Origin of the sequence: Erwinia sp. JUb26 (assembly GCF_003751505.1) — a bacterium.
Classification (GTDB): Bacteria; Pseudomonadota; Gammaproteobacteria; order Enterobacterales; family Enterobacteriaceae; genus Erwinia.
Genome location: NZ_RJVB01000003.1, coordinates 107,725 through 132,715 on the forward strand (window position 1 = coordinate 107,725; position 24,991 = coordinate 132,715).

The following is a 24,991-nucleotide window of genomic DNA, read 5'->3' on the forward strand; positions in this document are numbered from 1 at the left end:
GCCCGGCGAAAGCAGCGAAAGATGAAAGGTGTTTTTACCGGCAACACAATGATGAACCAGCAGGCTGGCGGCTTCCCCGTACGGGCAATCCACAGCGCTGAACGAAGAAAATAATTCCGGATTTAGCTGCACATTCAGGGTGAACATGTCGCAATGCGATTGCATTCAAAGCAGCCTAGGGAAAGCAGCGAAAGATGAAAGGTGTTTTACCGGCAGCACAATGATTAACCAGCAGACTGGCGGCTTCCCCGTACGGGCAATCCACAGCGCTGAACGAAGAGAGGAAAGCCAGGATTCTCCAGCAGGGAAGCTGGAGAAAGGTGCGGCCGGGCCATGGAGGGCCCGTCTGCACCGGTCCGACGGGCTGACGATTGTAGTGAGGGAGCCACGCGGCGCGTGGCGCGAGGACGCCCGAGCGGGGAAGCCGCCAGTCAGCGCAATCACCGCGCTGACAGCAATCCCAGCAATCACTCATCCCACAGAACCCCCTCAACCAGCTTTACATCAGAAACTGAATATCAGGTAGGGCGCGATCAGCTCCCGCCCCCCAGCGACTGCCACAGCGTAATCCGGTTATCGTAATCCGTTTGCTGAAGCGCAATCAGCTCCAGCTGCGCCGACCACAGCGTACGCTGATTGGTCAACACGGTCAGATAATCCCCGCTGCCGGCCTGATAACCGTGCAGTGACAAATCCAGACTGCGCTGCGCCGCTGCAACGTACTCGCGCTGCGCATCCATCTGCTCGCTGAGCGTGGCACGGCGTGCCAGCGCATCGGCAACGTCTTTGAACCCGCTCTGAATCGCTTTTTCATACGCCGCAATCAGTCCCTGTTTCTCCGCCTCAGCATACTTCAGCGCCGCCACGTTGGTGCCACCGGCAAACAGCGGCAGCGACAGGCTCGGTGCAAACGACCAGACGTTGGCGCCGTGGCTGAACAGGCTGGAAAGCGACCCGCTCGCTACCCCGGCGCTGGACGTCAGCGAGAGGGTCGGGAAGAAGTTGGCGCGCGCGGCACCGATATCCGCATTGGCGCTCTTCAGGCTGTGCTCCGCTTCCTGCACGTCCGGGCGGCGCAGCAGGAGCGAAGAAGATACTCCGGCAGGCACCAGCGTAATGGCATTGTCGTTCAGCTTATCCAGCGGACCGGGCAGCAGCGAATCCGGTAGGCTCTCACCCGCCAGTAGCGTCAGGGCGTTGCGGTCCTGGGCAACCAGCGTCTGATAGCTGGCCACGCTGGCGCGCGCAGACTGGTAAACGGTCATCGCCTCGTTCATATCCGTGCCGTCTGCCACCCCGGCCGCCTGACGGCGTTTAGTGATCTCCAGCGTTTTACCGGCGCTGATCATCGTCTCCTGCGCGAGCTGCAGATTACTGTTATCCGCCGCCAGCGTGACCCAGGCGGTGGCGGTTTCAGCAATCAGCGTCAGGCGGGTGTTCTGCGCGGTAAATTCGCTGGCCAGCCAGGTTTCCTTCGCCGCACGGCTCAGGCTGCGGTTGTGGCCAAACAGATCGATCTCGAAACTGCTGACGCTGCCGCTGGCCTCCGCGCTGCCGGTTACGCCCGCATCGGTGGTCCGGCTGCGGGTGCTGGTCAGCCCGGCATTCAGCGTCGGGAACAGGCTGGCGCGCTCTTCGCCGTACAGCGCCTTCGCCTGCTCGATATCGCTGATTGCTTTACGCAGGTCGCGGTTGCTGGCTAAAGCGCGTGCCACCACGGTTTTCAGTCGGCTGTCACCCATCACCTGCTGCCAGTTACTGAGCACGGCCGGTGCGCTGCCGTCCGGATTCTGCCCCGGCCAGGTGGCCGGAACCGGCGCGGCGGGGCGCTGATAATCGGGATCGAGAGACAGACAGCCCGCCAGCATCATCGACAGGGCTATCACGCTAATTCGGTACATCATTATTTACTCCCGTGGCGTGATGTGAACAGATGCTTCACCAGCACAAAGAACAGCGGTACAAAGAAAATCGCCAGAATGGTCGCGGCCAGCGTCCCGCCGATAATCCCGGTACCAATCGCAATGCGGCTGTTGGCTCCGGCACCGGTCGCCACCGCCAGCGGCAGTACCCCGGCAATAAAGGCCAGCGAGGTCATAATAATCGGTCGCAGGCGGATACGGGCCGCGGAAATCGCCGCCGCGCTCAGCGAACTCCCCTGTTTCAGCGCCGCCTCGGCGAATTCCACAATCAGGATGGCGTTCTTCGCCGACAGTCCGATGGTGGTCAGCAGCGCAACCTGGAAGTAAATATCGTTGCTCAGCCCGCGCAGGCTGGCGGCCAGTGCGGCACCGAAGATACCCAGCGGGATCACCAGCAGCACCGAGAACGGCACCGACCAGCTCTCATACAGCGCTGCCAGGCACAGGAACACCACCAGAATCGAGATGGCGTACAGGCTCATGGCCTGGCCGCTGGCGAGTTTTTCCTGCAGCGACAGGCCGCTCCACGCCCAGCTGGAGCCCGGCGCCAGCTGATTGGCCAGCTCTTCCATTTTGTCCATCGCCGCACCCGAGCTGTAGCCGGAGCTATTTTCACCGGCGATTTCAAAGGCGGCCGAGCCGTTATAGCGTGACAGGCTTTCCGGGCCGTAGATCCAGTGCGTGGTGGCAAAGGCGGAGAACGGCGTCATGCTGTCGTCGCTGCCGCGCACGAACCACTTCGCCAGATCTTCCGGCTTCGAGCGGAACTGGCTGTCCCCTTCGATATAGACCTCTTTCACCCTGCCGCGATCGATAAAGTCGTTCACGTAGGTGCCGCCCCACGCGCTGCTCAGCGTGTCGGTCACGTCGGACAGTGACAGGCCGAGTGCCACCGCTTTGTTATTGTCGATATCCACCTGAAGCTGCGGCATCTGCGGCAGATCGCTGGCGCGCACGGACTGAAGCTCCGGACTGCTGTTTGCCGCTTTCAGCAGATCGCTGCGCAGCTTCAGCAGGGTGTTACGGTCGGTGGCGCCGCTGGCCAGCAGCTCAAAGGTAAAGCCGTTGCTTTGCCCCAGCCCCTGCACCGACGGCGGAGTCATGGCGAAGACTTTCGCATCGCGGATATCACCCAGCGCCGCCATGGCTTCACGGGCGATGCCCTGCGCGCTGTTTTTCTCGCCGGCGCGCTGGCTCCAGTCTTTCAGTGACACGAAGGCCATCCCGGCATTCTGGCCGCTACCGCTGAAGTTAAAGCCGTTAACGGTGAAGATAACGTTGGTGTTGTCCTTCTGCTGGTTAAGGAACCAGTCGGTCACGCGTTTGTTCACCGCGTCGGTGCGGCTGATGGTGGCCCCGGCGGGCAGGGTGTACTGCACCATGATTTCGCCCTGGTCCTCTTCCGGCAGGAAGCTGCCCGGCAGGCGCCACAGCAGCAGCGCCATCAGTCCGGCAAACACGGCGTAAACCAGCATCAGCCGCACCGGGCGGCCAAGAAGCCACAGCACGCGTTTGCGGTAGCGCTTCTCGCCGTTCTGATACAGGCGGTTAAAACGCGCAAAGAATCCGCGCTGCGGAGGCTGGCTGTGCTTCAGCAGCATGCCGCACAGCGCCGGGGTCAGCGTCAGGGCGACCACCACCGACAGCATCATGGCGGCGATAATCGTCACCGAGAACTGGCGGTAAATCACCCCGGTGGATCCGCCGAAGAAGGCCATCGGCAGGAATACCGCCGACAGCACCAGCGCAATCGCCACCAGCGCCCCGGCGATTTCACCCATCGATTTCTCGGTGGCTTCACGGGCGTTCAGCCCTTCGTTGCGCATAATGCGCTCAACGTTTTCCACCACCACGATGGCGTCATCCACCAGCAGCCCGATGGCCAGCACCATGGCAAACAGCGTCAGGGTGTTAATGGAGTAGCCGAACAGCGCCAGCACGCCAAAGGTGCCGAGCAGCACCACCGGCACCGCCAGCGCGGGGATCAGCGTGGCGCGCAGGTTTTGCAGGAACAGCATCATCACCGTCACCACCAGAACAATGGCGATCAGCAGGGTTTCAATCACATCCTGTACCGAGATTTTAATAAATTCGGTGCTGTCCTTCGGATAGGCGATTTCATAGCCCGCAGGCATGTTGTGGTGATATTCCTCAATCTTTGCCTTCACCAGGCTGGCGGTATCCAGCGCGTTGGCACCGGGAGCCAGCATCACCGCTACACCGGCCGCCGGGTGACCGTTCAGTTTTGAGCTGGCGCTGTAGTCTTCACTGCCCATCTCAACGCGCGCAACGTCGCCGATGCGCACCACGGCACCGCCGGTGGCGCTTTTAATGATGATATTGCGGAACTGGTCGACGGTTTGCAGGCGCGACTGCGCACGCACCGTGGCCGTCAGCTGCTGGTTGCTGGCGGCAGGCAGGGCGCCGAGTTTACCGGCGGTGACCTGCACGTTCTGCGCTTCAATTGCAGTTTGCACGTCAGACGGCATCAGGCTGTAGGAGGCGAGTTTGGCGGGATCGAGCCAGATACGCATCGCGTATTCCGCACCGAAAACCTGCAGGCTACCGACGCCGCTCACGCGGGCCAGTGGATCCTGCAGGTTGCTCACCAGCCAGTCGGCGATATCGGAGCTGGTGGCGCGATCGTTGTTATCGTACAGCGCCATAATCAGCAGGAAGTTGGACTGCGTTTTAGTGACGGTAATTCCGGCGCTTTGGACTTCGCTTGGCAGGCGAGACTCGGCCTGCTGCACCTTATTCTGCACCTGCACCTGCGCGGTATCCGGGTCTGTACCCTGCTGGAAGGTGACGTTGATATCCACCGAGCCGTCCGAGCTGCTGGACGAGGTGAAGTAGAGCAGATTATCCAGGCCGGTCATCTGCTGTTCGATCACCTGGGTCACGCTGTTTTCCAGTGTTTCCGCCGAAGCACCGGTATAGGTAGCTTTAATTTTGATCGAGGGCGGGGCAACGTCGGGATACTGGGCCACTGGCAGGGTGCGGATAGCCATAATCCCCGCCAGCATAATCAGAATCGCAATCACCCAGGCAAACACCGGGCGGCGCACAAAGAAACGCGAAAACATCAGTTCGCTCCTTCGCTGCGGGTGACTTCTTCCGGCTTCACGCTGTCACCGGCGGCGACTTTATCGCTGCCTTCCACCAGTAGACGGTCGCCCGCATGCAGGCCTTTGGTTATCAGCCAGTTGGTTCCGGTGGCATCGGCGGTCACCACTTCACGCTGTTCGACTTTATTTTCTGCGTTAACCACCAGCGCGGTGGCGTTGCCTTTGGCATCGCGGGTAATACCCTGCTGCGGCGCAAGAATGGCGTTTTCCACCACGCCTTCATCGACCAGAGCGTGAACAAACATGCCCGGGAGCAGCACGTGCTGCGGATTCGGGAACACGGCGCGCAGCGTGACCGAGCCGGTGGCTTCATCCACCGCCACTTCGGTCAGTTCGAGACGGCCTTTTTCCGGGTAGGTGGTGCCGTCTTCCAGCGTCAGGGTGACGTTAAGCGTGTTGTTGTCGCTGGCCAGTGCACGCTTGCGCAGATTCAGCAGTTCCACGCTGGAGCGGGTCAGATCCACATACATGCTGTCGAGGCTGCGGATGGTGGCCAGCACGGTGTCCTGCCCGGCGGTGACTAACGCACCGGGCGTCACGGCGGAGATGCCGATGCGGCCCGCAATGGGGGCGGTGACGGTGGTCCAGTCGAGGTTAACGCGCGCGCTGTCCAGCGCCGCCTGTTTTTCCGCCACGCTGGCGCGATCCTGGTCGCAGGTGGATTTCGCATCGTCGGCATCCTGCTGTGAAACGCCCTGATACTGCACCAGTCCGGCATAGCGTTTGGCTTTCTGACAGTCGCCGATTACCAGCGCCTGAGCGCTTTTCAGCGCGGCGGCAGCCTGTTGCCAGGCGGCTTTATAGCTGGCGGCGTCGAGCTGGTACAGCGCCTGTCCGGCTTTCACTTCGGCCCCTTCGGTGAACAGGCGCTTCTGGATCAGCCCACCCACCTGCGGCCTGACTTCTGCCGTCTGGGTAGCGGTGGTGCGCCCGGTAAGATCGCTGGTCAGGGTAAAGCTGCTGGCTTTCAGCGTGACGACCCCGACTTCGGTCAGACCGGGGGCCGGGGCGCTGGAGGTGACATTATCGCAGCCGGCCAGGCAAAAAAGGGTCAGCAGCGAGACTATGCGTAATTGCATATGGCTATTCCACTCAAATTAAAAAAGAAAATGGCACATCGGCGAGCCATCATTATTTAGCAATGGCTCAGGATACGTTTAATAACATTCAGGTACTGCTGTTAATCGGTAAAGTAATTGCAATGAAATCGTTTGGATGATTGCGAAGCGTGTTTTTATCTCTCCAGTCTCATCATTTTTTTAAAATCAGACGGGAGATAATCATCCTGTCTTTAGGGCGATTTCGGTCTGGATTTGCCGGCCAGTCCCTTGTGCGGTGTGGCTTGTGGCCTTGCTGATGTAAAGTTTTGTTGTCCCGGACGCATTAAAGTGAAAGAAATCTGTCCGTTAATGACAATGACAATTTACGCCGAGGTTAATTAATTGCCATAACGACACACTGTATTATTTAATCATCAGGGGAATAAGATTTTCCAAGGGTGATTTCTAAATTCGGCGTATTTTCTCGCTGGCTTCAATAATGGCATCGACAATAGCCGCACGCTCGTCGGTGTTAATGGTTCTGTTTGTTGTCAGCGTGCGCAGGCTGAATTTCAGCTTTTCAAACGCCTCTTCGATCAGCGGGTCTTTCTGCGTCTGGCTGACCACCAGCTTTTTCATTTTTATCAGCGTGTCGCGCAGCGCCTCATGATGCCGGGCGAGGAACGCTTCACCCGCTGCCGTCAGCGAGTACTGCTTTTTACCGCCGCCGCTTTCGATGGTCGTGGCATACTTCTCTTCTTCTATCGAAGTCAGAATCGGATAGATCACGCCGGGGCTGGGACGGTATACGCCCTGCGAATAGTCCCTGATCGAGGTAATCACCTCATACCCGTGCGTTGGATTGAGCCGAATCAGATGCAGCACCAGCAGGACCAGTTCCGTGCGGGTAAAGGCTTTGCCGCGACGCGCCTGATTCTTGCCGGAGTCGCTCGCTTTTTTTGACTCATCGACGTTTGATTCCTGGGGATGAAGCGTTTTTTTCATGGTCACAGTGCAGGTTAATGGCTGACCAAAATAAGATATATCTTGAGCAATAAAGTCATCAAGATATATCTTGAGAGGATTCCGCCAGCAAAGAGTAAAAGTTTCGTTAAGACCCTATTTTACGCGCGCATCGGGGCGAACAAGGTCAAATCGCTGGGCTTCGCTGATGCCATAATAGGCGCTGGGGCCACCGGCGCGCAGGATCGGTTCTGCCTTGGCGGTTTGATAAATGCCGTTGTCCAGCAGGTCGCTGTCGATATGAATGGCGATGGCTTCCCCCAGCACCAGCCAGCTGTCCAGCAGCCCACCCTGCGCGTCCTGCAGTTGGATGCACTGCGTGAGGCGACACTCAAAATTCACCGGACTTTCCGCCACCATGCTGACGTTGACCCGGCTGGCGGGCAGGGCGGTCAGCCCGGCGTGGATGAACTCATCCTCCCCGCGCGGCAGCGAGGCCGAGCTTTCATTCATCGCCACCGCCAGCGATCGCGTGGCCAGATTCCAGACGAATTCGCCGGTTTCAACGATGTTCGCCACGCTGTCCTTCCAGCCGCTGCTGGCAAAGCCGATAATCGGTGGGCGATAGCTGAAGCAGTTAAAGAAGCTGTACGGCGCGAGGTTGCGCTGCCCGGCGGCATTCTGCGAGCTGATCCAGCCGATCGGGCGCGGGCCGATAATGGCATTCAGCGGATCGTGGGGCAGACCGTGCCCCTGCTCCGGTCGGTAGGAATGGCGTGATCGTGACATAAATCGTCCTTATAAAGAGTAAAGTCAGCGGGAAATGTTTACCATTAATAGCACAGAGGGTATCTTACGCCGCTGCTGACAAGAGAGTTACTGATGAAAACCCCTGCCGAAAAAAATGTTCTTCACCCGCGTAACCGCCATCGCGGACGTTATGATTTCGCTGCGCTGATCGCCTGTCATCCGGCGCTGGCGCCGTTTGTTGCCGTTAATAACTGGGGCAGCGAGTCGATCGATTTCGCCAACCCGGAAGCGGTGAAAACCCTGAACCAGGCGCTGCTGCACCATTTCTACGGGCTGGCCCACTGGGATATCCCGGAAGGCTTCCTCTGCCCGCCGGTGCCGGGCCGCGCTGACTATGTTCACCATCTGGCCGATCTGCTGGCGGAAGATAATAATCGCGCAGTGCCGCGTGATATCAACGTGCTGGATATCGGCTGCGGTGCCAATATGATCTATCCGATTATCGGCCACAGCGAGTATCAGTGGCGCTTTACCGGCACCGAGGTTAATCCGCAGGCGATGGCCGCTGCCAACGGTATTATCGCAGCGAACCCGGGCCTGAACCGTGCTATTCGTCTGCGCCGTCAGAAGGACAGTTCGACGATCTTCGGCGGTATCATTCATAAAAATGAGCTGTATCACGCCACGATGTGTAATCCGCCGTTCCACGCTTCCGCCGCCGATGCGCGCGAAGGCAGCCAGCGCAAGCTGCGTAATCTGGGGCTGGATCGCAATGCGCCACTGAACTTCGGCGGGCAGCAGGATGAGCTGTGGTGTGAGGGCGGTGAAAAGGCGTTCATTGGCCGGATGATTGCGGAAAGCGCGAATTTCGCCCGCCAGTGTATCTGGTTCACCTCGCTGGTTTCCCGCCGCGAGAACCTGCCGGAGCTGTGGCGCGCGCTGGAAGAGGCCGACGTGGCTGCCGTGCGCACCATCGATATGGCCCAGGGTCAAAAGCAAAGCCGCTTTATCGCCTGGAGCTTTATGGAACAGCCACAGCGCACGCGTTTGATGGGTAAGTAAGTTCAGCTCACTCCGGAGCAGGCAGCGCCGCTTGCACGCCCGCGGCACCCGCCACATCGCTGCCGCTCTGCATCACCTGCACCGTCTGGTAAGGCACTTTGATCCCTGCGGCATCGAAGTGCTTTTTCACCATGCCGTCCAGCGCGAACCGCACCGTCCACTGCTTCAGCGGCTGGGTGGTGAACGAGACACGCACGGTAAACGCCTGATTGGTTAAGCCGACCAGCCCGGCAAACGACGGTTCGCCGATCACCATCCCGCGAATGGTTTTATCCTCCAGCAGCTCCCTGACCGCCGCCTGCAGCGTAGCGTTGACCCGATCGGTATCCTCACGGCGATCGACGTCGTAGTTCGCCACAAACGAGCCGATGCCGCGCACGAAGTTGGCAAAGGTGGTTATCGAGGACCACGGAATGATGTGGTAAGCCCCGGTGTCCTGACGTACCCCGACGGAACGAATCGACATTCGTTCCACCGTACCGGTAATCGGCCCGATGGTCACCAGATCCCCGGTGTTCATGCCGTTTTCAAACTGGATAAACACGCCGGTAATAATATCTTTGACCAGCGTCTGCGAGCCGAACGACACCGCCAGCCCGAGCGCCCCGGCACCGGCCAGCAGCGGGGCGATATTCACGCCGATCTCGGACAGCACGATCATGATGGTGATGGTGCTGATCACCACCGCCAGCGCGTTGCGGAACAGCGTCAGCAGGGTGCGGGTACGCGCGCTGGGCATCGGCCTGCCGTGCGAGTCCGAAGCCAGGCGGCTCTCAATCAGGCTGGCGAGCAGCGTCCAGCCCACTGCGGAGAAGAACAGGATCACCACGATGCGGATCAGAATATCCACCAGCTTCTCCCCCGCGCCCACTGTGAGCCAGTGCCAGAGGTCAAACAGGTGCCAGGCATTCAACAGCATCAGGGTGACGGCAAACACGCTGATCACCCGCGCCAGCTTGAGCATCGCCGACAGCCAGCCGTTCACCCGCTGCTGAAGTTCGGGATAGTTACGGCGTAGCTCCGGGGAGAGCACGATGGTTTTATTGATCCAGCGGGTCAGCATGCCGGACACCAGCGCGCCGATGGCGATAATCGCCAGCGATCGCACGCTGGCGGACATCATAAACTTCAGGCTGTTGCCGGGATCGAACAGGGAAAACAGGAACAGGGCGATAAAGTAGGCGCTGGCGAGCCAGTGCCATACCAGCGCAAACGCGCGGATAAATAGCGCGAAAAACGCCAGCGAGCGATCCGCCAGCCGCGTCAGTTCCAGCTGAATGTTGCGACGGTTGTGGAAAATCAGATACAGCGCCCACACCGTCACCAGCCCCATCACCAGCACGTTGATCATTGCGCCAACCTGCACATTCACCTGATTTGAGACGATCGGCACGATCACCAGCAGGCCGTAGCCGATCAGTCCACTCAGCCAGCTGATGCGGGTGCTCCAGTAGATGGCGCGATCGTCGGTAAGATGGAAAAAGCGCAGCTGGGGAAAACGCGGGCAAAACATCAGCCGCAATACGGCCTTAAAAAACTCAACCAGGGCAAAGGCGTTCAGAAACAGCCCCTGCTGATAGGCAATGGTGCGGCTGCCCGCATTCATGTTGTCACTGAGTATCTGCCCGACAAACAGCGCCAGCGCCAGCAGTAGCAGGTCGATAACAAAAGCCCCGGCAATCATCGCGGGCAGGTGCAGCCAGTTGGTCCGTTCGCTGTTCTTACGCCGCCCCCAGGCGCCCATCCGGCGATAGAGCGGGGAGGCCGCCCAGCGCGTCAGCCAGTAGAAGGCGAACAGCGCTGCCGCCAGCATGGCAAAGTGGCTGACGGCGTTAAAGAAGGTTTGCTGGTTAAACGGCTTATGGGGGGCATCGATAATATTCCGCTGCAGGGTTTGCAGCCGGGAGGCGAACTCGCCGCCGAACTGGCGGCTGACGTCCGTTACGCTCTGCAGGACGGTTTTATCCTCCTCTTCTTCCGGCGGCGTCAGCACCGGGTCGGCAGGCGCTGCCGGAGGCTCTGACGCTTTACGCAGCTGTTCAATCAGCTGCTGGCGCGACTGGTCGTTATCAAGAATATTAGCCAGTGCGGCCCACGCGGCGCGTTTTTCATCGGCATCGGGCGGAGTGGTGTCGGCGTCCGCTGTCGTCTGCTGCGACTGGGCGGCGACGGCCGCGGCGGGTAAAGTCACCGCCTGAGCGGAGGAAAGAAACGTGCTGCAAGTCAGCAGCAGTAAAGCCTGTAACAGATAGCGCAGTGGGGAAGTGAGTCCGGGCATCCTGTTCTCCTGTTGTGGCGCCAGCGTCAGCGGCAACAGAAAAGTATAGACGCCTGCCTCAGAGGCAGAGGGCAACCGGGGAGATTTTAGGAATCAGACGAAAGCGGGGCGGCGAATGCCGCCCCGGCAGGATCACGAGACGTGCTGCAGGAATTCGCGCAGGCGTGCACTCGGCGGGTTGCTGATTAACTCGTCCGGGTTGCCGTCTTCGGCGATGCGGCCTTTATCAATAAAGATCAGGCGTGAGGCGACCTTCTGGGCAAATCCGACTTCGTGGGTGACGATAACCATGGTCATCCCCTCTTCAGCCAGATCCTGCATCACCTTCAGCACTTCGTGGCGCAGTTCCGGGTCAAGGGCCGAGGTTGGCTCATCAAACAGCATCATCTTCGGCTTCACCGCCAGCGCACGGGCGATCGCCACGCGCTGCTGCTGGCCACCTGACAGCTCGGAAGGGAAGTGGTTTGCGCGCTCGGCGAGGCCCACTTTGCTCAGCAACTCTTTTGCCAGCCGGTGCGCATCGGCCTTCTTCGCGCCACGTACGCGGATCGGACCGAAAGCCACGTTATCCAGCGCGCTCATCTGCGGGAACAGATGGAACTGCTGGAACACCATGCCGGCTTCCTGACGGATCAGGCGGTCGTCGACTTTCGGGTCGTTAACCTTCAGGCCGTCAACGATCAGCTCGCCGCTGGTGATCTCTTCCAGCTTGTTGATGCAGCGCAGCAGGGTCGATTTACCGGAACCAGACGGGCCGATAATCACCACCACTTCGCCTTTTTCAATCTTCAGGTCGATGTCGTGCAGGACCTGGGTCGCACCGAAGTGCTTGGAAACGTTCTTAAATTCAATCACAGGATTTTCATCCTTTTCTCAATGCGACGCAGAACAAAGCTCAGCACCAGCGTAATAATCAGATAGATAACGGCAACGGCGCTCCAGATTTCCAGCGCGCGGAAGTTACCGGCAATAATTTCCTGCCCCTGGCGGGTCAGTTCGGCCACGCCGATGACGATAAACAGGGAGGTGTCCTTGATGCTGACGATCCACTGGTTGCCCAGCGGTGGCAGCATGCGGCGCAGCGCCAGCGGCATGATCACGTAGCGCAGCGTCTCGCGGCTGGAGAGGCCCAGCGCCAGACCGGCTTCACGGAAGCCACGGTTAATGGACAGTACCGCACCACGAGTGATTTCAGCAATGTAGGCACCGGAGTTGATGATGATAGTCACCACTGCCGCGCTGAACGGGTCGATCCGCAGATCGTTAAACGCCATGGGCAGAGCAAAGTAGATGAACATCACCTGCACCACAATCGGGGTGCCGCGAATCAGTTCAATGAAAACCAGCGCGATGTTGCGTGACAGCCAGCCGCCGTAGGCGCGGGCAAAACCGGCGATAAGGCCGATAATCACACCGCCAACCAGGCCCAGGACCGAAATCCACAGGGTCAGCTTGGCACCTTCAAGCAGGATTGGAATAGCAGGCCAGATGGCGCTCCAGTCAAACTGCATGTTAATTCTCCGGATCTAAAACCATTTTTGTTGATGTGGAAAAATGCGGGAACACATCGGCTCCCGCATTAAGAACAGCCGTTCTGACTCTTATTATTTAGGTTCGCTGCCGAACCATTTTTTGTACAGCGTATTGTAAGTGCCGTTCTCTTTCAGCGTTTTCAGCGCGCCGTTCACTTTCTCACGCAGGTCGTCGCTGCCTTTCGGGAAGGCAATACCGTACTGCTGAGCTTCAACCGGCTCGCCTACCGCTTTGAACTGGCCTTTGCCAGCGGTATGGATGAAGTACAGGATGTTCGGGGTGTCGTGCAGCACGGCGTCAGCACGGTTGGTGCCGAGCTCCATGTAGGCGTTATCGATGTTCGGGAACTGGCGCAGATCTTTGGTTTTGATGTGCTCTTTCGCGTAGTCCACGGAACCGGTGCCGCTCTTCACTGCCACTACTTTACCGTTCAGGTCTTCAATGCCCTTCACGCTGTCGTTGTTGGCTTTCACCATCACCTGCAGGCCGCTTTTGTAGTAACCGTCAGAGAATTCGATTGCTTTCTTACGCTCGTCGGTAATCGTGATACCGGCCAGGGCCAGATCGATGTTACGCGTCTGCAGTGCAGGAATGATACCGGCGAAATCCATCGGTTTCAGGGTGTATTCAATGTTCAGTTGTTTTGCAATTGCATCCCACAGGTCGATGTCGAAGCCGACATATTTATCGCCCTGTTTGAATTCGAAAGGAACAAAAGCGGTATCTGTTGCGACGATCAGTTTCTTATCTGCAGCTGTGGAAGACACGGCGAACGCCATGGTCAGCGCAGCCAGAGTGACCTTAAAAATTGACTTCATCATTTTATCCTTATCGCTTTCCGGAACGTCTTTCCCGGTTAAATGCCAGCAGCCCTATGAAAGAATCATGCCAGTTTTGCAATGATATGAAAAACAGCGAGTTAATGCGAGTTTTCCGAACGGTGCTGACACGATACAGTGGTTTGCACTATTTTTGGGCGCCATCTTGGTGCATCTCGTCCAGTGTGGTGCAATGGGTCGCCCGACTTGCATTAGCAGTTGTAGCAAATTGCCGGATAAAAACAACAGATAGTGTCGTAGGGGATTAATTAATTGCCAGTGGGCTCTGATTTTTTGTGGGAATAGCGTGGGGTATGCGCCGGCGTTCGGGGTAAAAAAAGAGCAGATGGCGTGGCCATCTGCTCAGATGTGGTGAAAATGTCAGATTAATGCAGCGGACTTATTCGATGTTGGACTCGATAAACCACAGGAATTTGTCCAGATCGCGGGAAGCGGCGGTAAAAATGTCGGCGCTGTCTTCGTCAGACACTTCGCTGATGGCTTTGCGCACGTCGTTAGCCACCACGGCATAGCGATCGGCCAGCGCTTTCAGGTGTTCCTGTACGCTGTGAATGTTCAGCGGATAGCTTTTCAGCGGCGTTCTGTCGTTAACAATCTGCGTGGTGCCAAGCGCAACGCCACCCAGTTGAACCACACGTTCTGCAATCGTATCCTGGTGGTCGGTAATCGCGGTGCGGAATCCATCCAGCATTTCGTGCACGGCAATGAAGTTAGCGCCGCGCATGTTCCAGTGTGCCTGCTTGGTGATCAGGGACAGATCGATGAATTCGGTAACCAGACGATTAAGCACCTCAATGGTGGCTTTTTTGTCTTCATCGGCCACATCGTTACGGGTGTAAATCAGATCAGAAGATTTTGCTTTAACCAGTTTAGCGGTACTCATCATTAATATCCTCTTAATGGTCAGGTTGTCCTGTTAAATTACGGAAATAAGTATAGCACCGTTTTTTAAACCTGCAGTAAAGGTGGTTCCTATTGCTTTAATAGTGCGTGATGAGTTGATTTGGCAGGTGTTTATTTGTTTTTTTCAATGGCGAAAATACTAATAAGAATGATTGTTATTTTCGAATATTAGCCAGCGCTTTGAATTTTATCGAGGTTTTAATTGTTGGTTGAGAACCGACTCTCTCTGTAAGTAATAATTAAATATTATTGCCATGTTAATTAATTGTTACTTCATAAAAAACAAACTGGGGGATTTCCCGCTTCCTATGAAGAAACGGGAAGGGGTTAATTATTCACGATTCTCATTGACCGACACGATTTTCGCTTTTGCCGGACGAAGGGTCAGGGTGGAACCGGCAGACGCCAGGATGATCGCCAGCAGCGCCAGCCACTGTACCAGGCTCAGCACTTCGCCCAGGAACAAAATGCCGGAAATGGCCGCCATCGCCGGTTCCAGGCTCATCAGAGTGCCGAAGGTACGGGCCGGCATGCGGGTCAGCGCCACCATTTCAAGAGAATAGGGCAGCGCGCTGGAAAGCACGGCAATCGCCAGGCCGATCGGGATCAATGACAGCGCCCAGCCGCCGCTGTTAGCAAACGTCAGCCCCAGCGGAACAAACACCAGTGCGCCAATCAGCGAACCCATTGCGGCGGTGGCCGGTCCGTGCTGGCTGCCCGCGCGTTTGCCGGTAATGATATAAACCGCCCACAGTGCACCCGCCCCCAGGGCAAGCAACGCACCAACGGGATCGACGCTGCTGACGTTTTCGCCAAGCGGCAGCAGGAAAAGCAGCCCCAGCAGTGCCAGCACCACCCAGAGGAAATCCAGCGGTCGGCGCGAACTGGCCAGCGCGAGTGCAAGCGGCCCGGTAAACTCCAGCGCAACCGCAATCCCCAACGGCACCGTGCTGATCGATAAGTAAAACAGATAGTTCATACCGCCCAGAGACAGGCCGTAAATAATCAGCGGCAGGATCTGGCTGCGTTGAAACCGCAGACGCCAGGGCTTAAACACCACGCAGAGGATCAGGGTGCCAAGGCCAAGACGCAGCGCGGTAATGCCCGGTGCGCCCACCAGTGGGAAAAGCGATTTAGCCAGCGCTGCGCCGCCCTGTATTGACGTCATGGCAATCAATAAGAGCAGGACGGGAAGCCAGATGGAATTTTTTAACTGTTGAGGTGACATCCTTTATCTCAATCCTTATGTTCCGTTGTTATCAGAGGTCGCGCTACAGTCTACGTGAACGGCGACGATAATCTCAGACGATCGCGCTAAAAAATAAACGGAAGTTAAAGAAAACAAAGGAATCACGTAAAGAACTGTCAGGTTTCAATTAGGATTACTCTTAATGAACCTTTTTTTACAAGGGATAAAATAGCGAGCGATGTCGCATAAATATAAGAAAAATGAATAACATATAAACTTCCATTAACTTTCTGTTACACCAAATATTCGGTTAGACAATGAAAATAGGGCGGAGTTTCCCACTATATTTTGTTATATTTTTAGCGTTGTCAGGATAGAAGTACTTTTTACATTTGAGGTGGTTATGAAAAAAATTGCATGTCTTTCCGCACTGGCTTGCGTTCTGGCAGTTTCTGCTGGTTCAGCAATGGCACAAAGCACCGTTACCGCTGGTTATGCACAGAGCGACTACCAGGGAATTGCTAACAAAGCGAACGGCTTTAACCTGAAATACCGTTACGAAAACGGCAGCGATCCACTGGGTTGGATTGGCTCTTTCACCTACACCGAGAAAGATCGTACTGACGCGGGCGATTACATCAAAGGCCAGTACTACGGCTTTACCGGTGGTCCTGCTTACCGTCTGAATGACTGGGCAAGCATCTACGGCGTTGTGGGTATCGGCTACGGCAAATACCAGTACAACGAACCAAACCGTGAAAAATATGATTCAAGCGACGTAGGCTTCTCCTACGGTGCTGGTCTGCAGTTCAACCCAATCCAGAACGTTGCTCTGGACGTGGGCTACGAGCAGAGCCGTATCCGCAGCGTTGACGTGGGTACCTGGACTGCTGGCGTAGGCTACAGCTTCTAAGTTGCCTTTGCCCGGTTCGCAATTTGCGAATCTGCGCTGATAAATCCGCCCCTCGGGGCGGATTTTTTTTTGGCTGCTATTTAGCGAACGGGTCCTGCTTAAGCTGGCTGAACGGCAGTCGCTTAAGGGCAAAGTTGGTGACCTGAATCGCCGGGCCCTTATCGTTTGACATAAAACGGTAGGTGGGATTGATCTCTTTGGCGCGGATGCCGGTCCACTGCGAAAACAGCAGCAGGAAGTCATTGGCGGAACGCGGCTGGCTGATGACCTGATGACGGCTGTCGTTGCTGGAGGTGATAAACATCGGCACCTCAAAATTCTGACGGTATTTGTCATCGTGCGTCAGATACTCGTTGCGCGTGCCTTTTTCCTTAAACGCCAGCCCGTGGTCGGAAAAGTACATCAGCGAGAAACTCAGCCCGCTGCCGTGCAGCTGCTGCCACAGCTGGCTGAGAAAGCCGTCGGTTTGCGTAATGCTGTACAGGTAGCAGGAGGTTTCACTGGAGTGCAGGTGCTCCACGAAGCGCCCGCGCGTGCGATCGCAGGCTTTCGGGTGCGATCCCACCAGGTGATAAATCAACAGGCGCGGTTTTTCCACCGGCCTGGCCAGCGCCGAGGCGGTAAAGCCCAGCAGATCTTCATCCCGCGTCGTCTTGTCCGCTTCAAAATCGCCCTGCTTGAGGAAATGCACCGTTTTCGCGCGGCGGGCGATACTGGCAATCGGCGTATCAAACTGCCCAATCTGCCCCTGATTCGACAGCCACCATGTATCAAAACCCGCGCGGTTCGCCAGGCTGATAATATTGTTCTGATACTGCGGCTGGCCGTTAACCACCTGATTCAGCGTCAGCCCCAGCGATTTCTGCGTGGAGGAGGCCGCCGAGGTGTACTGGCTGAAAAACTGGCCGCTCAGCTGGCTGGCAAACGGGGTGTTATCCCAGCGGCCACCAAAAGCGCCCATCGCATCACGACGCGCGCTTTCACCGATCACAATCACGTAAACCTGCCGATCGGGTTTCACCCCGAGCAAATGCCAGTCATCCTGCAGCGTGGCGAGCTGGTTCATGCGGTCGATTTCTTTATCCACCGACACTTTGCTCTCAATCGTATCCTTCACGAAGCGCACCAGCGGGTAACCGGCATCTTTCAGATTAAATACGCCGCCGGTGAGCTGATTCAGCACCGGCTGGGTCAGCCAGGCCACCAGCACAAAAGCCAGACAGGCGCTCTCGCGATGCCCCCATTTCGCCCTGGGCTCGGGTTTGCGCTTCAGCGACATCAGACCAGCGGCGATAATTGCCAGTCCAATAGCATAATCGTGCAGCGGAAAAATCATCAGCACCTCGCTGGCTTCTTCCGCATTGGTAGCGTGCAGGGCGAGCAGGGTGTTGAAATTGGGCGGGCCATACACCTGACCAAACGGGTAATAGAAACCGGCAACCAGCGCGGTGAGTACCAGCAGGATCTTTTGCCCACGCGGCAGCACGCGGGCAAGCAGCATCAATAGCGCGGTAAAGGCAAAAAGATAAAGCCACTGCAAAACGTAGCCAAATGCCTGGTTGATCATAAAAGAAAGCAGTAAATACAGCCCGGTATACGGGCTCAGCCAGCCACGGTAGCGGCTTACCGAAACGGTTTTCAGCAGGGTCAGGTTCATACTCAATTCTTATAGAAAACGCTATAGCTCACCGCTTCAGTTGACTGAAGTGGCAGACCGCCTGATACAGCTCGTCAGAAATGGGGGGGCTGGGGAGGGGAGGGACCCGATCGGCCTGCACTCTTTACGAAAGGCTGGGAAGATAGTCGTTGTTTTAGCGGAAGGCAACCAGCAATATGAATAAGTTATGTGAAGCAGTATACAAAATGAATACGGACGGGGAAGGGCTCAGGAGGCCGGGGTTGCCGGCCTGTTATTCAGCAGCATGTCCAGCAGCATCAGCCGCAGGGTGAACGGTGAACGACTTAGCAGTTTCAACAGTAATGGTACTCTCATGTTAAGCCCCTCCAACAGTCAGGGTATGAACGAATTATCAACAGATATAGCACAGGCTATATCCCATAGCCAGAGCTAATACGCTAAATTTTGTGCTTCTTTGAGCTTCGTTTACAATGTCAGTCGAACAGACCGCCGCACGCTGTTAAAAAGCAGCGGTTGATAATAAGAGGAAGCTGAATGAGTCGTCGCGCAAAAGTAGCAGTGCCCGCGCCACTGAAAGATATTGAAGAGCATGTCGAAGGCTTCCGCCAGGTACGTGAAGCCCATCGCCGTGAATTAATCGATGACTATGTTGAGCTGATTTCCGATCTGATCCGCGAGTTCGGTGAGGCCCGGCAGGTTGATATGGCTGCCCGTCTTGGGGTTTCACAGCCAACGGTGGCAAAAATGTTGAAACGTCTGGCAACCGCAGGGCTGGTGGAGCAGGTGCCCTATCGTGGCGTGTTCCTGACCCCGGAAGGCGAAAAACTGGCGGAAGAGAGCCGCGAACGTCACCACATCGTTGAGACATTCCTGCTGGCGTTAGGTATCAGCCCGGATACCGCCCGCCGCGATGCCGAAGGCATTGAGCATCACGTCAGCGATGAGACGTTGGCTATTTTCCAGAAGTTTAGCGAAAGCCGTCAGTAATCTACTCCAACTCTGCGAGCCAGCATGACAACCCTGCTCAGGCCTTTTTTGCACGATCGTTTTCTGCATCTGTTAGTGGTTCTGGGCCTGTTGCTGGCCTGCTTTGCTCCTTTCTCGCTGGCCGAACTGCCCCGAGCGGTTGACTGGCCGACGATGATCACCCTGTGTGGCCTGTTAATGCTGACCAAAGGCATTGAGGCCAGCGGCTATTTTGACGCGCTGGGTCGGCGTCTGGTGCAGGGCTTTCACCATCAGCGCCAGCTGGCGCTGTTTCTGGTGGCCGCCGCCGCGCTGCTGTCCACGTTTCTTACCAACGATGTTGCGCTGTTTATCCTCGTTCCCCTGACGCTTTCGCTGCGGAAATATTCGGCGTTGCCCATCGCGCGCCTGATTATCTTTGAAGCGCTGGCGGTGAATGCGGGTTCGCTGCTGACGCCGATCGGCAATCCGCAAAATATTCTGCTGTGGCGCCACGGCGATCTGGGATTCGGCGGCTTTATCTGGCAGATGCTGCCGCTGGCGGCGTTGCTGCTGGTGAGCCTGCTGCTGCTGACCGTCTTTTGCTTTCCCGCCCGGCGGATTGAACGCCATCAGCATGAGGATGAGGCCCGTTGGCAGCGTCCTTTGCTGATCGCCAGCGCGCTGCTTTATGCGCTGTTTATTGCGGCGCTGGAACTCGATATGGCCGCCTGGGGATTAGGCCTGGTGTTCGCCGTTTTCCTGCTGATGGCCCGGCGTATTCTGCTGACCATCGACTGGAGCCTGCTGGTGGTGTTTATCGCCATGTTCGTCGACGTGTTTTTGCTGACCCGCCTGCCGGTGCTGCAATCCTCTCTCCACGCCGTCGGCCAGCTGCCGCAGCTGGGGCAGTTTCTGCTGGCGGCAGGGCTGTCGCAGGTCATCAGCAACGTGCCCACCACCATTCTGTTGCTCAGCAGCCTGCCGCCATCTGCACTGCTCGCCTGGGCGGTGAATATCGGCGGCTTCGGGCTGCTGCCGGGATCGCTGGCTAACCTGATCGCCCTGCGTATGGCGAAAGATCGCCGCATCTGGTGGCACTTCCACCTCTATTCCATTCCCATGCTGCTGTGGGCACTGGTCAGCGGCTGGATCCTTCTTTTGATTATTCGTGCTGCCTGAACCTTGGGCAGCCTGGTTTCGTAAAGAAAGCCTGGTAATTGTCAATTTACGCTTTATGTTTAGATCAGACTGACTCATTGCGACTTAATTTTGAGTGCACCTTCTGATCGACGGTAACTATGGCTAATCAAACGACTCCAGCATCGACCGATGAAACTCCTCATCAGCAAGACCAGCAATCCCCGAACCATGATGACAACGAAGCTCCCCGCCAGCGTCCCGGCAAAAAACCGCTGATTATCCTCGCGATAGTGGTGGTGGTGATGCTGGTGATTGCGCTGTGGTTCTGGCTGACCACCCATAATATTGAAACCACCGATGACGCCTTTACTGAGGCGGACGCCGTGACGATTTCGCCGAAGGCCTCAGGCTATGTGACCGAGCTGAGGGTGAAAGATAACCAGCGGGTGAAGAAGGGCGATCTGCTGGTGGTGATCGACCCGCGCGATACCACCGCACAGCAGGCGCAGGCGCAGGCACAGCTGAGTCTGGCACAGGCACAGCTGCATCAGGCACAGGCGCAGCTCAGCCTGGCAAAGGTGCAGTATCCGGCGCAAAAAGATCAGGCGCTGGCGCAGCAGGCGCGTGCTGAAGCGAACTACGCGAATGCGCTGTCTGACGATAAGCGCCAGCGCAATGTCGATCCGCGCGCCACCTCGCAGCGCAATATTGACTCTGCCAGCGCCCAGCTGCGCAGTGCCAAAGCGGAGCTGGAAAACGCCAAAGCGCAGGTGGAAGTCGCCTCGCAGGTGGCTTTGCAAATTCGCCAGCAGGAAACGAATGTGGAAGCCCGCCAGAGCCAGGTTGAACAGGCGCAGGCACAGCTTAACGTGGCCAATCTTAACCTCTCTTACACCGAAGTGCGCGCACCGTACGACGGTTTTGTCACCAAGCGTAATGTGCAGGTCGGCACGCTGGTGCAGGCGGGATCCTCGCTGTTCTCGCTGGTCTCGCCGGAGGTGTGGATCGTCGCAAACTTTAAAGAGTCGCAGCTGCGGCGCATGAAGCCGGGCGACAAGGTCGAAATCGGCGTGGATGCCTGGCCGGATCTGAAGCTGGAAGGGCACGTGGACAGCGTGCAGATGGGCTCCGGTTCGCGCTTCTCGGCCTTCCCGTCGGAAAACGCCACCGGTAACTATGTGAAAATCGTGCAGCGCGTTCCGGTTAAAATCGTTATCGACAGGGGGCTGGATCCGAACCAGCCGCTGCCGATTGGCCTCTCCGTTGAGCCGAAGGTGACGGTGGAATGACCCCCGGCCAGAGCTGGAAGCCGTCCAGTAACCCCTGGCTGGTGGCCATGACGGTGACGCTGGCGGTATTCATGGAAATCCTGGATACCACCATCGTCAACGTGGCCCTGCCGCACGTGGCCGGTTCACTGTCGGCCAGCTATGATGAATCGACCTGGGTGCTGACCTCGTACCTGGTGGCCAACGGCATCGTGCTGCCGATTTCCGCCTTTCTAAGCCGCCTGCTCGGCCGCAAGCAGTTCTTCCTGATCTGCATTGTGATGTTCACCGTCTGTTCGTTCCTCTGCGGCATTGCCACCGAGCTGTGGCAAATCATTCTGTTCCGCGTGATGCAGGGCTTCTTTGGCGGTGGCCTGCAGCCGGTGCAGCAGTCGGTGCTGCTGGACTACTTTAAGCCGGAGGATCGCGGCAAGGCCTTTGGTCTTTCTTCCATTGCGGTGATCGTTGCGCCGGTCATGGGCCCGACGCTCGGCGGCTGGATCACCGACAACTACAGCTGGCGCTGGGTGTTCTTTATCAACATCCCGGTGGGGATCCTCAGCGTGCTGGCGATTTATCAGCTGCTGGAAGATCCGCCGTGGGAGCGCAAGTGGGCGAAGGGCAAGCTGCGCGTGGACTATATCGGTATCAGCCTGATCACCCTGGGGCTGGGCTGCCTGCAGGTGATGATGGATCGTGGGGAAGATGAAGACTGGTTTAACTCCAGTTTTATCGTCACCTTCGGTCTGCTGGCGCTGACCGGTATCGTTGGCGCGATCTACTGGCTGCTGTATGCCAAAAAACCGGTGGTCGATCTGCACGTGTTGAAGGATCGTAACTTCGCGGTGGCGGGGCTGCTGATGGCGGGGATGGCGGCGATACTGTACGGCAGTTCAGTGGTGATCCCGCAGCTGGCGCAGCAGGATCTGGGCTATACCGCCACGCTGTCCGGGCTGGTGCTGTCGCCGGGCGCGGTGCTGATCGTGCTGTCGATCCCGCTGGTGCTGAAGCTGATGCCGCTGATACAGACCCGGCTGATTATTGCCTTTGGCTTCACGCTGCTGATGCTGTCGTTTATCTATTCGGCCACGCTGACCCCGGATATCGACTTCACCACGCTGGTGATGATGCGCAGCGCGCAAACCATCGGGCTGGGCTTCCTGTTTGTGCCGCTGACCACCATTGCGTTCGTCACCATCCCGCAGCGGCTTAACGCCGACGCCTCGGCGCTGTTTACCATGTTCCGTAACGTCGCCGGTTCGATCGGTATTTCGCTGTCTACGGCGATGATTACCGAGCGAACCCAGGCGCGCAGTGCGGAGATGGTGCACAACATGACGCCGCTCAACGAACCCTTCAATCTTGCCGTAGAGCGCTGGGCGCAGGGCGTGCGCGACTTTGTTCATATGGCGGGCGATCCCATCACGATTGCAACCGGTCAGCTCTACCAGCAGATGATCGTGCAGGCGAGATTCCTCGCCTATATTGACGTATTTATGGGCCTGAGCGTTGTGGCCCTGATCCTGATTCCATTTTGTCTATTGCTGTCGCCGATTAAGAGCGAAGGCAGTGCGGGAGCACACTGAGATGCACGTTTATTTCCCTCTGGCCCGTTCGCGGACGACAGCGCTGGTGGCCGCCGTGCTGGCGCTGAGCGGCTGTGCCGTTGGCCCTGATTACCAGGCGCCCAAACCCGCCACGCCGGGCAGCTTTAACAGCATGCAGTCGGGCAGCGCATCGCGCCCGCAGGCAACGGCGGTCAACGCCAGCTGGTGGAAATCCTTTAACGATCCGCAGCTCGACAGCCTGATTGAGCGGGCGATTGCCGGCAATCTGTCGCTACAGCAGGCGGTGCTGCGCATTGCCGGGGCGCGCCAGCAGCTGAGCCAGGCGCGCGGTGCCTGGGCTCCGTCGGTGAACGGTAACGCCAGATTTACCCGCCAGCAGTTAGGCATCAAGGGCGAGCTGGAATCCGAAGGGGTTTACGACCGCGTGGATCAAATTGATACTGATACCGACCTGAAACCGGTGCTGGACAGCCTGTCTAAGCCGGTCGGCTTGTACCAGGGCAGCTTTGATGCATCCTGGGAGCTGGACATGTGGGGCAAAGTGCGCCGCCAGGTTGAAATGGCCGGCGCGCAGCAGCAGCAGTCGATAGAAAACCGCAACGATGCGCTGGTATCGCTGGAGGCGGAAGTTGCCCGGGCCTATCTGCAACTGCGCGGCGCGCAGGCGATCACCGCGACGCTGGAAACCCAAATTGCCGTGGCACAGCAGACGCTGGAACTTACCCAGAGCCAGCAGCGCAACGGGCTGGCGCCGCAAACCAATGTGGAGAACGCCCGCGCCCAGTACAACCTGCTGCGCTCCCAGCTGCCGCAGTACCAGGCGCAGATCCACCAGGCGATGAACGGCCTGGCGGTACTGACCGGGCGCGTGCCCGGCGCGCTTGACGGTGAACTGGCGGCCAGCAAAGCGTTTCCTGCGCTGCCGCAGGTGGTGCCGGTCGGTATCCCTGCCACGCTGGCCCGCCGTCGCCCCGATGTTCGCGAGGCGGAAGCCAGTCTGCATGCCGCTACGGCGAATATCGGCGTGTCGGTGGCTGAACTGTTCCCCAGCGTGTCGTTGACCGGGCAGTTTGGCATGCGTAACAGCGATGCGGGCTATCTGGATAACTGGAGCAGCCACTTCTACAGCTACGGCCCGTCCGTCTCGATCCCGATATTCCAGGGAGGACGTCTGGTTTCCAGCGTCAAGGTGGCGCGCGCGCAGCAGGCCAGCGCCGTGCTGGGCTACCGGCAAACGGTGCTGACCGCGCTGCAGGATGTGGAAAACGCGCTGGTCAGCTACCGCAGCGATCAGCAGCAGGTGGTCGGGCTGGATGAAACGGTGAAAGCGCAGCAGTCGGCGTTCAATCTGGCCAGCGACAGCTATCGCCAGGGTATTTCTTCATTTATTGAAGCGCTGGATGCCCAGCGTCAGCTGGCGCAGGCGCAGCAGCAGGCGGAGCAGGCGAGGGTGCAGACCGGTCTGGATCTGGTTGCGCTGTATAAAGCGCTGGGCGGCGGCTGGGAGAATTACCAGAATGTCAGCCTGCCGGAGTATTCCGTATTTGGCCCGGCGGAAACGCCGCAGTAATTTCGTTTTCCACAGGCCCTCTTCCGAGGGCCTGAATCCTCTCCATGTTCATTTCTCCCTGATGTCGTCCCTGGTGATTTTTTAAATATCCCCTCAGACGTTTATTCCCTGTTTTTAATACGGTTATGCCCATTACCCCTCACTCCGTAAGATAAAAGAGACGGAGAGGCTGATGAAATGATAAATAAAACATCATTTACGTAACCTTATGATTTCAAGCTATTTTAAATGTACATTTAGTGGGTTTTAATTGAGGGACTAAATGATAGCTAACTATCATGATTATTTTTAGTGAAATTTATATTCTCTTTTTATGTGATATGAAATGAAACGGCAGG

19 protein-coding genes are annotated in these 24,991 nt (G+C 57.4%); 7 read left to right on the forward strand and 12 right to left on the reverse strand.

Going from position 1 to position 24,991, the window contains the following annotated elements:
* Positions 1 to 533: 533 nt before the first annotated feature.
* The 5 genes from EC836_RS09225 to EC836_RS09245 all read right to left on the reverse strand — a co-directional run bounded on the left by EC836_RS09225 (position 534) and on the right by EC836_RS09245 (position 7,842).
* Positions 534 to 1,901 (reverse strand): efflux transporter outer membrane subunit, encoded by a 1,368-nt coding sequence (locus EC836_RS09225; protein WP_123333139.1) that lies wholly within the window; start codon positions 1,899 to 1,901, stop codon positions 534 to 536.
* A 2-nt stretch (positions 1,902 to 1,903) separates the two neighbouring features.
* Complete coding sequence (locus EC836_RS09230) at positions 1,904 to 5,008, reverse strand: efflux RND transporter permease subunit (RefSeq protein WP_123332334.1); 3,105 nt, start codon at positions 5,006 to 5,008, stop codon at positions 1,904 to 1,906.
* Positions 5,008 to 6,129, reverse strand: coding sequence for an efflux RND transporter periplasmic adaptor subunit (locus EC836_RS09235; RefSeq protein WP_123332337.1), 1,122 nt, complete (start codon positions 6,127 to 6,129; stop codon positions 5,008 to 5,010). Before EC836_RS09235 ends, EC836_RS09230 begins: the two co-directional genes overlap by 1 nt.
* Positions 6,130 to 6,555: 426 nt before the next feature.
* Complete coding sequence (locus EC836_RS09240) at positions 6,556 to 7,095, reverse strand: PadR family transcriptional regulator (protein ID WP_123332339.1); 540 nt, start codon at positions 7,093 to 7,095, stop codon at positions 6,556 to 6,558.
* Positions 7,096 to 7,209: 114 nt separating this feature from the next.
* Positions 7,210 to 7,842: a flavin reductase family protein gene (locus tag EC836_RS09245; protein WP_123332341.1), complete on the reverse strand. Its 633-nt coding sequence runs from the start codon at positions 7,840 to 7,842 to the stop codon at positions 7,210 to 7,212.
* A 93-nt stretch (positions 7,843 to 7,935) separates the two neighbouring features.
* Here EC836_RS09245 and rlmF point away from each other — a divergent pair, with 93 nt between their 5' ends.
* Positions 7,936 to 8,865 carry a 23S rRNA (adenine(1618)-N(6))-methyltransferase RlmF gene (gene rlmF / locus EC836_RS09250; RefSeq protein ID WP_123332343.1) on the forward strand — a complete coding sequence of 310 codons (930 nt, stop codon included), beginning with the start codon at positions 7,936 to 7,938 and terminating at the stop codon, positions 8,863 to 8,865.
* Positions 8,866 to 8,872: 7 nt separating this feature from the next.
* Here the strand turns inward: rlmF and ybiO are convergent, their stop codons facing one another.
* From ybiO to rhtA, 6 genes are all read right to left on the reverse strand, one after another.
* Positions 8,873 to 11,143, reverse strand: a complete 2,271-nt coding sequence (gene ybiO / locus EC836_RS09255) for a mechanosensitive channel protein (protein WP_123332345.1) — start codon at positions 11,141 to 11,143, stop codon at positions 8,873 to 8,875.
* A 132-nt stretch (positions 11,144 to 11,275) separates the two neighbouring features.
* Entirely contained in the window at positions 11,276 to 11,998 is a 723-nt protein-coding gene (glnQ, locus tag EC836_RS09260; protein WP_123332347.1) for a glutamine ABC transporter ATP-binding protein GlnQ, read from the reverse strand.
* Positions 11,995 to 12,654, reverse strand: a complete 660-nt coding sequence (gene glnP, locus EC836_RS09265; RefSeq protein ID WP_123332349.1) for a glutamine ABC transporter permease GlnP — start codon at positions 12,652 to 12,654, stop codon at positions 11,995 to 11,997. The genes glnQ and glnP overlap by 4 nt, the downstream gene beginning before the upstream one ends.
* Positions 12,655 to 12,747: 93 nt before the next feature.
* Positions 12,748 to 13,494, reverse strand: coding sequence for a glutamine ABC transporter substrate-binding protein GlnH (gene glnH / locus EC836_RS09270; RefSeq protein WP_123332351.1), 747 nt, complete (start codon positions 13,492 to 13,494; stop codon positions 12,748 to 12,750).
* A 400-nt stretch (positions 13,495 to 13,894) separates the two neighbouring features.
* Positions 13,895 to 14,398 (reverse strand): DNA starvation/stationary phase protection protein Dps, encoded by a 504-nt coding sequence (dps, locus tag EC836_RS09275; protein ID WP_123332353.1) that lies wholly within the window; start codon positions 14,396 to 14,398, stop codon positions 13,895 to 13,897.
* A gap of 351 nt (positions 14,399 to 14,749) precedes the next feature.
* Complete coding sequence (rhtA, locus tag EC836_RS09280; protein ID WP_123332355.1) at positions 14,750 to 15,646, reverse strand: threonine/homoserine exporter RhtA; 897 nt, start codon at positions 15,644 to 15,646, stop codon at positions 14,750 to 14,752.
* Positions 15,647 to 16,010: 364 nt separating this feature from the next.
* On the opposite strand from rhtA, the gene ompX reads away from it, so the two are divergent.
* Positions 16,011 to 16,520 carry an outer membrane protein OmpX gene (gene ompX / locus EC836_RS09285; RefSeq protein WP_105593511.1) on the forward strand — a complete coding sequence of 170 codons (510 nt, stop codon included), beginning with the start codon at positions 16,011 to 16,013 and terminating at the stop codon, positions 16,518 to 16,520.
* Between the two features lie 76 nt (positions 16,521 to 16,596).
* Here ompX and EC836_RS09290 read toward each other — a convergent pair whose 3' ends face one another.
* Positions 16,597 to 18,177, reverse strand: coding sequence for a phosphoethanolamine transferase (locus EC836_RS09290; RefSeq protein WP_123332357.1), 1,581 nt, complete (start codon positions 18,175 to 18,177; stop codon positions 16,597 to 16,599).
* Positions 18,178 to 18,693: 516 nt separating this feature from the next.
* Between EC836_RS09290 and mntR the strand changes: the two genes are divergently transcribed.
* From mntR to EC836_RS09315, 5 genes are all read left to right on the forward strand, one after another.
* Positions 18,694 to 19,146: a manganese-binding transcriptional regulator MntR gene (gene mntR, locus EC836_RS09295; RefSeq protein WP_123332359.1), complete on the forward strand. Its 453-nt coding sequence runs from the start codon at positions 18,694 to 18,696 to the stop codon at positions 19,144 to 19,146.
* Positions 19,147 to 19,170: 24 nt separating this feature from the next.
* Positions 19,171 to 20,286 carry an SLC13 family permease gene (locus tag EC836_RS09300; RefSeq protein WP_123332361.1) on the forward strand — a complete coding sequence of 372 codons (1,116 nt, stop codon included), beginning with the start codon at positions 19,171 to 19,173 and terminating at the stop codon, positions 20,284 to 20,286.
* Positions 20,287 to 20,405: 119 nt separating this feature from the next.
* Complete coding sequence (locus EC836_RS09305; RefSeq protein WP_123332363.1) at positions 20,406 to 21,536, forward strand: HlyD family secretion protein; 1,131 nt, start codon at positions 20,406 to 20,408, stop codon at positions 21,534 to 21,536.
* Positions 21,533 to 23,101: a DHA2 family efflux MFS transporter permease subunit gene (locus EC836_RS09310; RefSeq protein ID WP_123332365.1), complete on the forward strand. Its 1,569-nt coding sequence runs from the start codon at positions 21,533 to 21,535 to the stop codon at positions 23,099 to 23,101. Before EC836_RS09305 ends, EC836_RS09310 begins: the two co-directional genes overlap by 4 nt.
* Position 23,102: 1 nt before the next feature.
* Positions 23,103 to 24,653 (forward strand): efflux transporter outer membrane subunit, encoded by a 1,551-nt coding sequence (locus tag EC836_RS09315; RefSeq protein WP_123332367.1) that lies wholly within the window; start codon positions 23,103 to 23,105, stop codon positions 24,651 to 24,653.
* Positions 24,654 to 24,991 lie beyond the last annotated feature (338 nt).

Coding starts and splice junctions, on each gene's coding strand:
- rlmF (WP_123332343.1), top strand. CDS start 7,936: ATGAAAACCCCTGCCGAAAAAAATGTTCTTCACCCGCGTAACCGCCAT.
- EC836_RS09245 (WP_123332341.1), bottom strand. CDS start 7,842: ATGTCACGATCACGCCATTCCTACCGACCGGAGCAGGGGCACGGTCTG.
- EC836_RS09230 (WP_123332334.1), bottom strand. CDS start 5,008: ATGTTTTCGCGTTTCTTTGTGCGCCGCCCGGTGTTTGCCTGGGTGATT.
- EC836_RS09310 (WP_123332365.1), top strand. CDS start 21,533: ATGACCCCCGGCCAGAGCTGGAAGCCGTCCAGTAACCCCTGGCTGGTG.
- EC836_RS09315 (WP_123332367.1), top strand. CDS start 23,103: ATGCACGTTTATTTCCCTCTGGCCCGTTCGCGGACGACAGCGCTGGTG.
- EC836_RS09240 (WP_123332339.1), bottom strand. CDS start 7,095: ATGAAAAAAACGCTTCATCCCCAGGAATCAAACGTCGATGAGTCAAAA.
- EC836_RS09235 (WP_123332337.1), bottom strand. CDS start 6,129: ATGCAATTACGCATAGTCTCGCTGCTGACCCTTTTTTGCCTGGCCGGC.
- ybiO (WP_123332345.1), bottom strand. CDS start 11,143: ATGCCCGGACTCACTTCCCCACTGCGCTATCTGTTACAGGCTTTACTG.
- EC836_RS09290 (WP_123332357.1), bottom strand. CDS start 18,177: ATGAACCTGACCCTGCTGAAAACCGTTTCGGTAAGCCGCTACCGTGGC.
- EC836_RS09305 (WP_123332363.1), top strand. CDS start 20,406: ATGGCTAATCAAACGACTCCAGCATCGACCGATGAAACTCCTCATCAG.
- glnP (WP_123332349.1), bottom strand. CDS start 12,654: ATGCAGTTTGACTGGAGCGCCATCTGGCCTGCTATTCCAATCCTGCTT.
- EC836_RS09300 (WP_123332361.1), top strand. CDS start 19,171: ATGACAACCCTGCTCAGGCCTTTTTTGCACGATCGTTTTCTGCATCTG.
- dps (WP_123332353.1), bottom strand. CDS start 14,398: ATGAGTACCGCTAAACTGGTTAAAGCAAAATCTTCTGATCTGATTTAC.
- ompX (WP_105593511.1), top strand. CDS start 16,011: ATGAAAAAAATTGCATGTCTTTCCGCACTGGCTTGCGTTCTGGCAGTT.
- glnH (WP_123332351.1), bottom strand. CDS start 13,494: ATGAAGTCAATTTTTAAGGTCACTCTGGCTGCGCTGACCATGGCGTTC.
- rhtA (WP_123332355.1), bottom strand. CDS start 15,646: ATGTCACCTCAACAGTTAAAAAATTCCATCTGGCTTCCCGTCCTGCTC.
- EC836_RS09225 (WP_123333139.1), bottom strand. CDS start 1,901: ATGTACCGAATTAGCGTGATAGCCCTGTCGATGATGCTGGCGGGCTGT.
- mntR (WP_123332359.1), top strand. CDS start 18,694: ATGAGTCGTCGCGCAAAAGTAGCAGTGCCCGCGCCACTGAAAGATATT.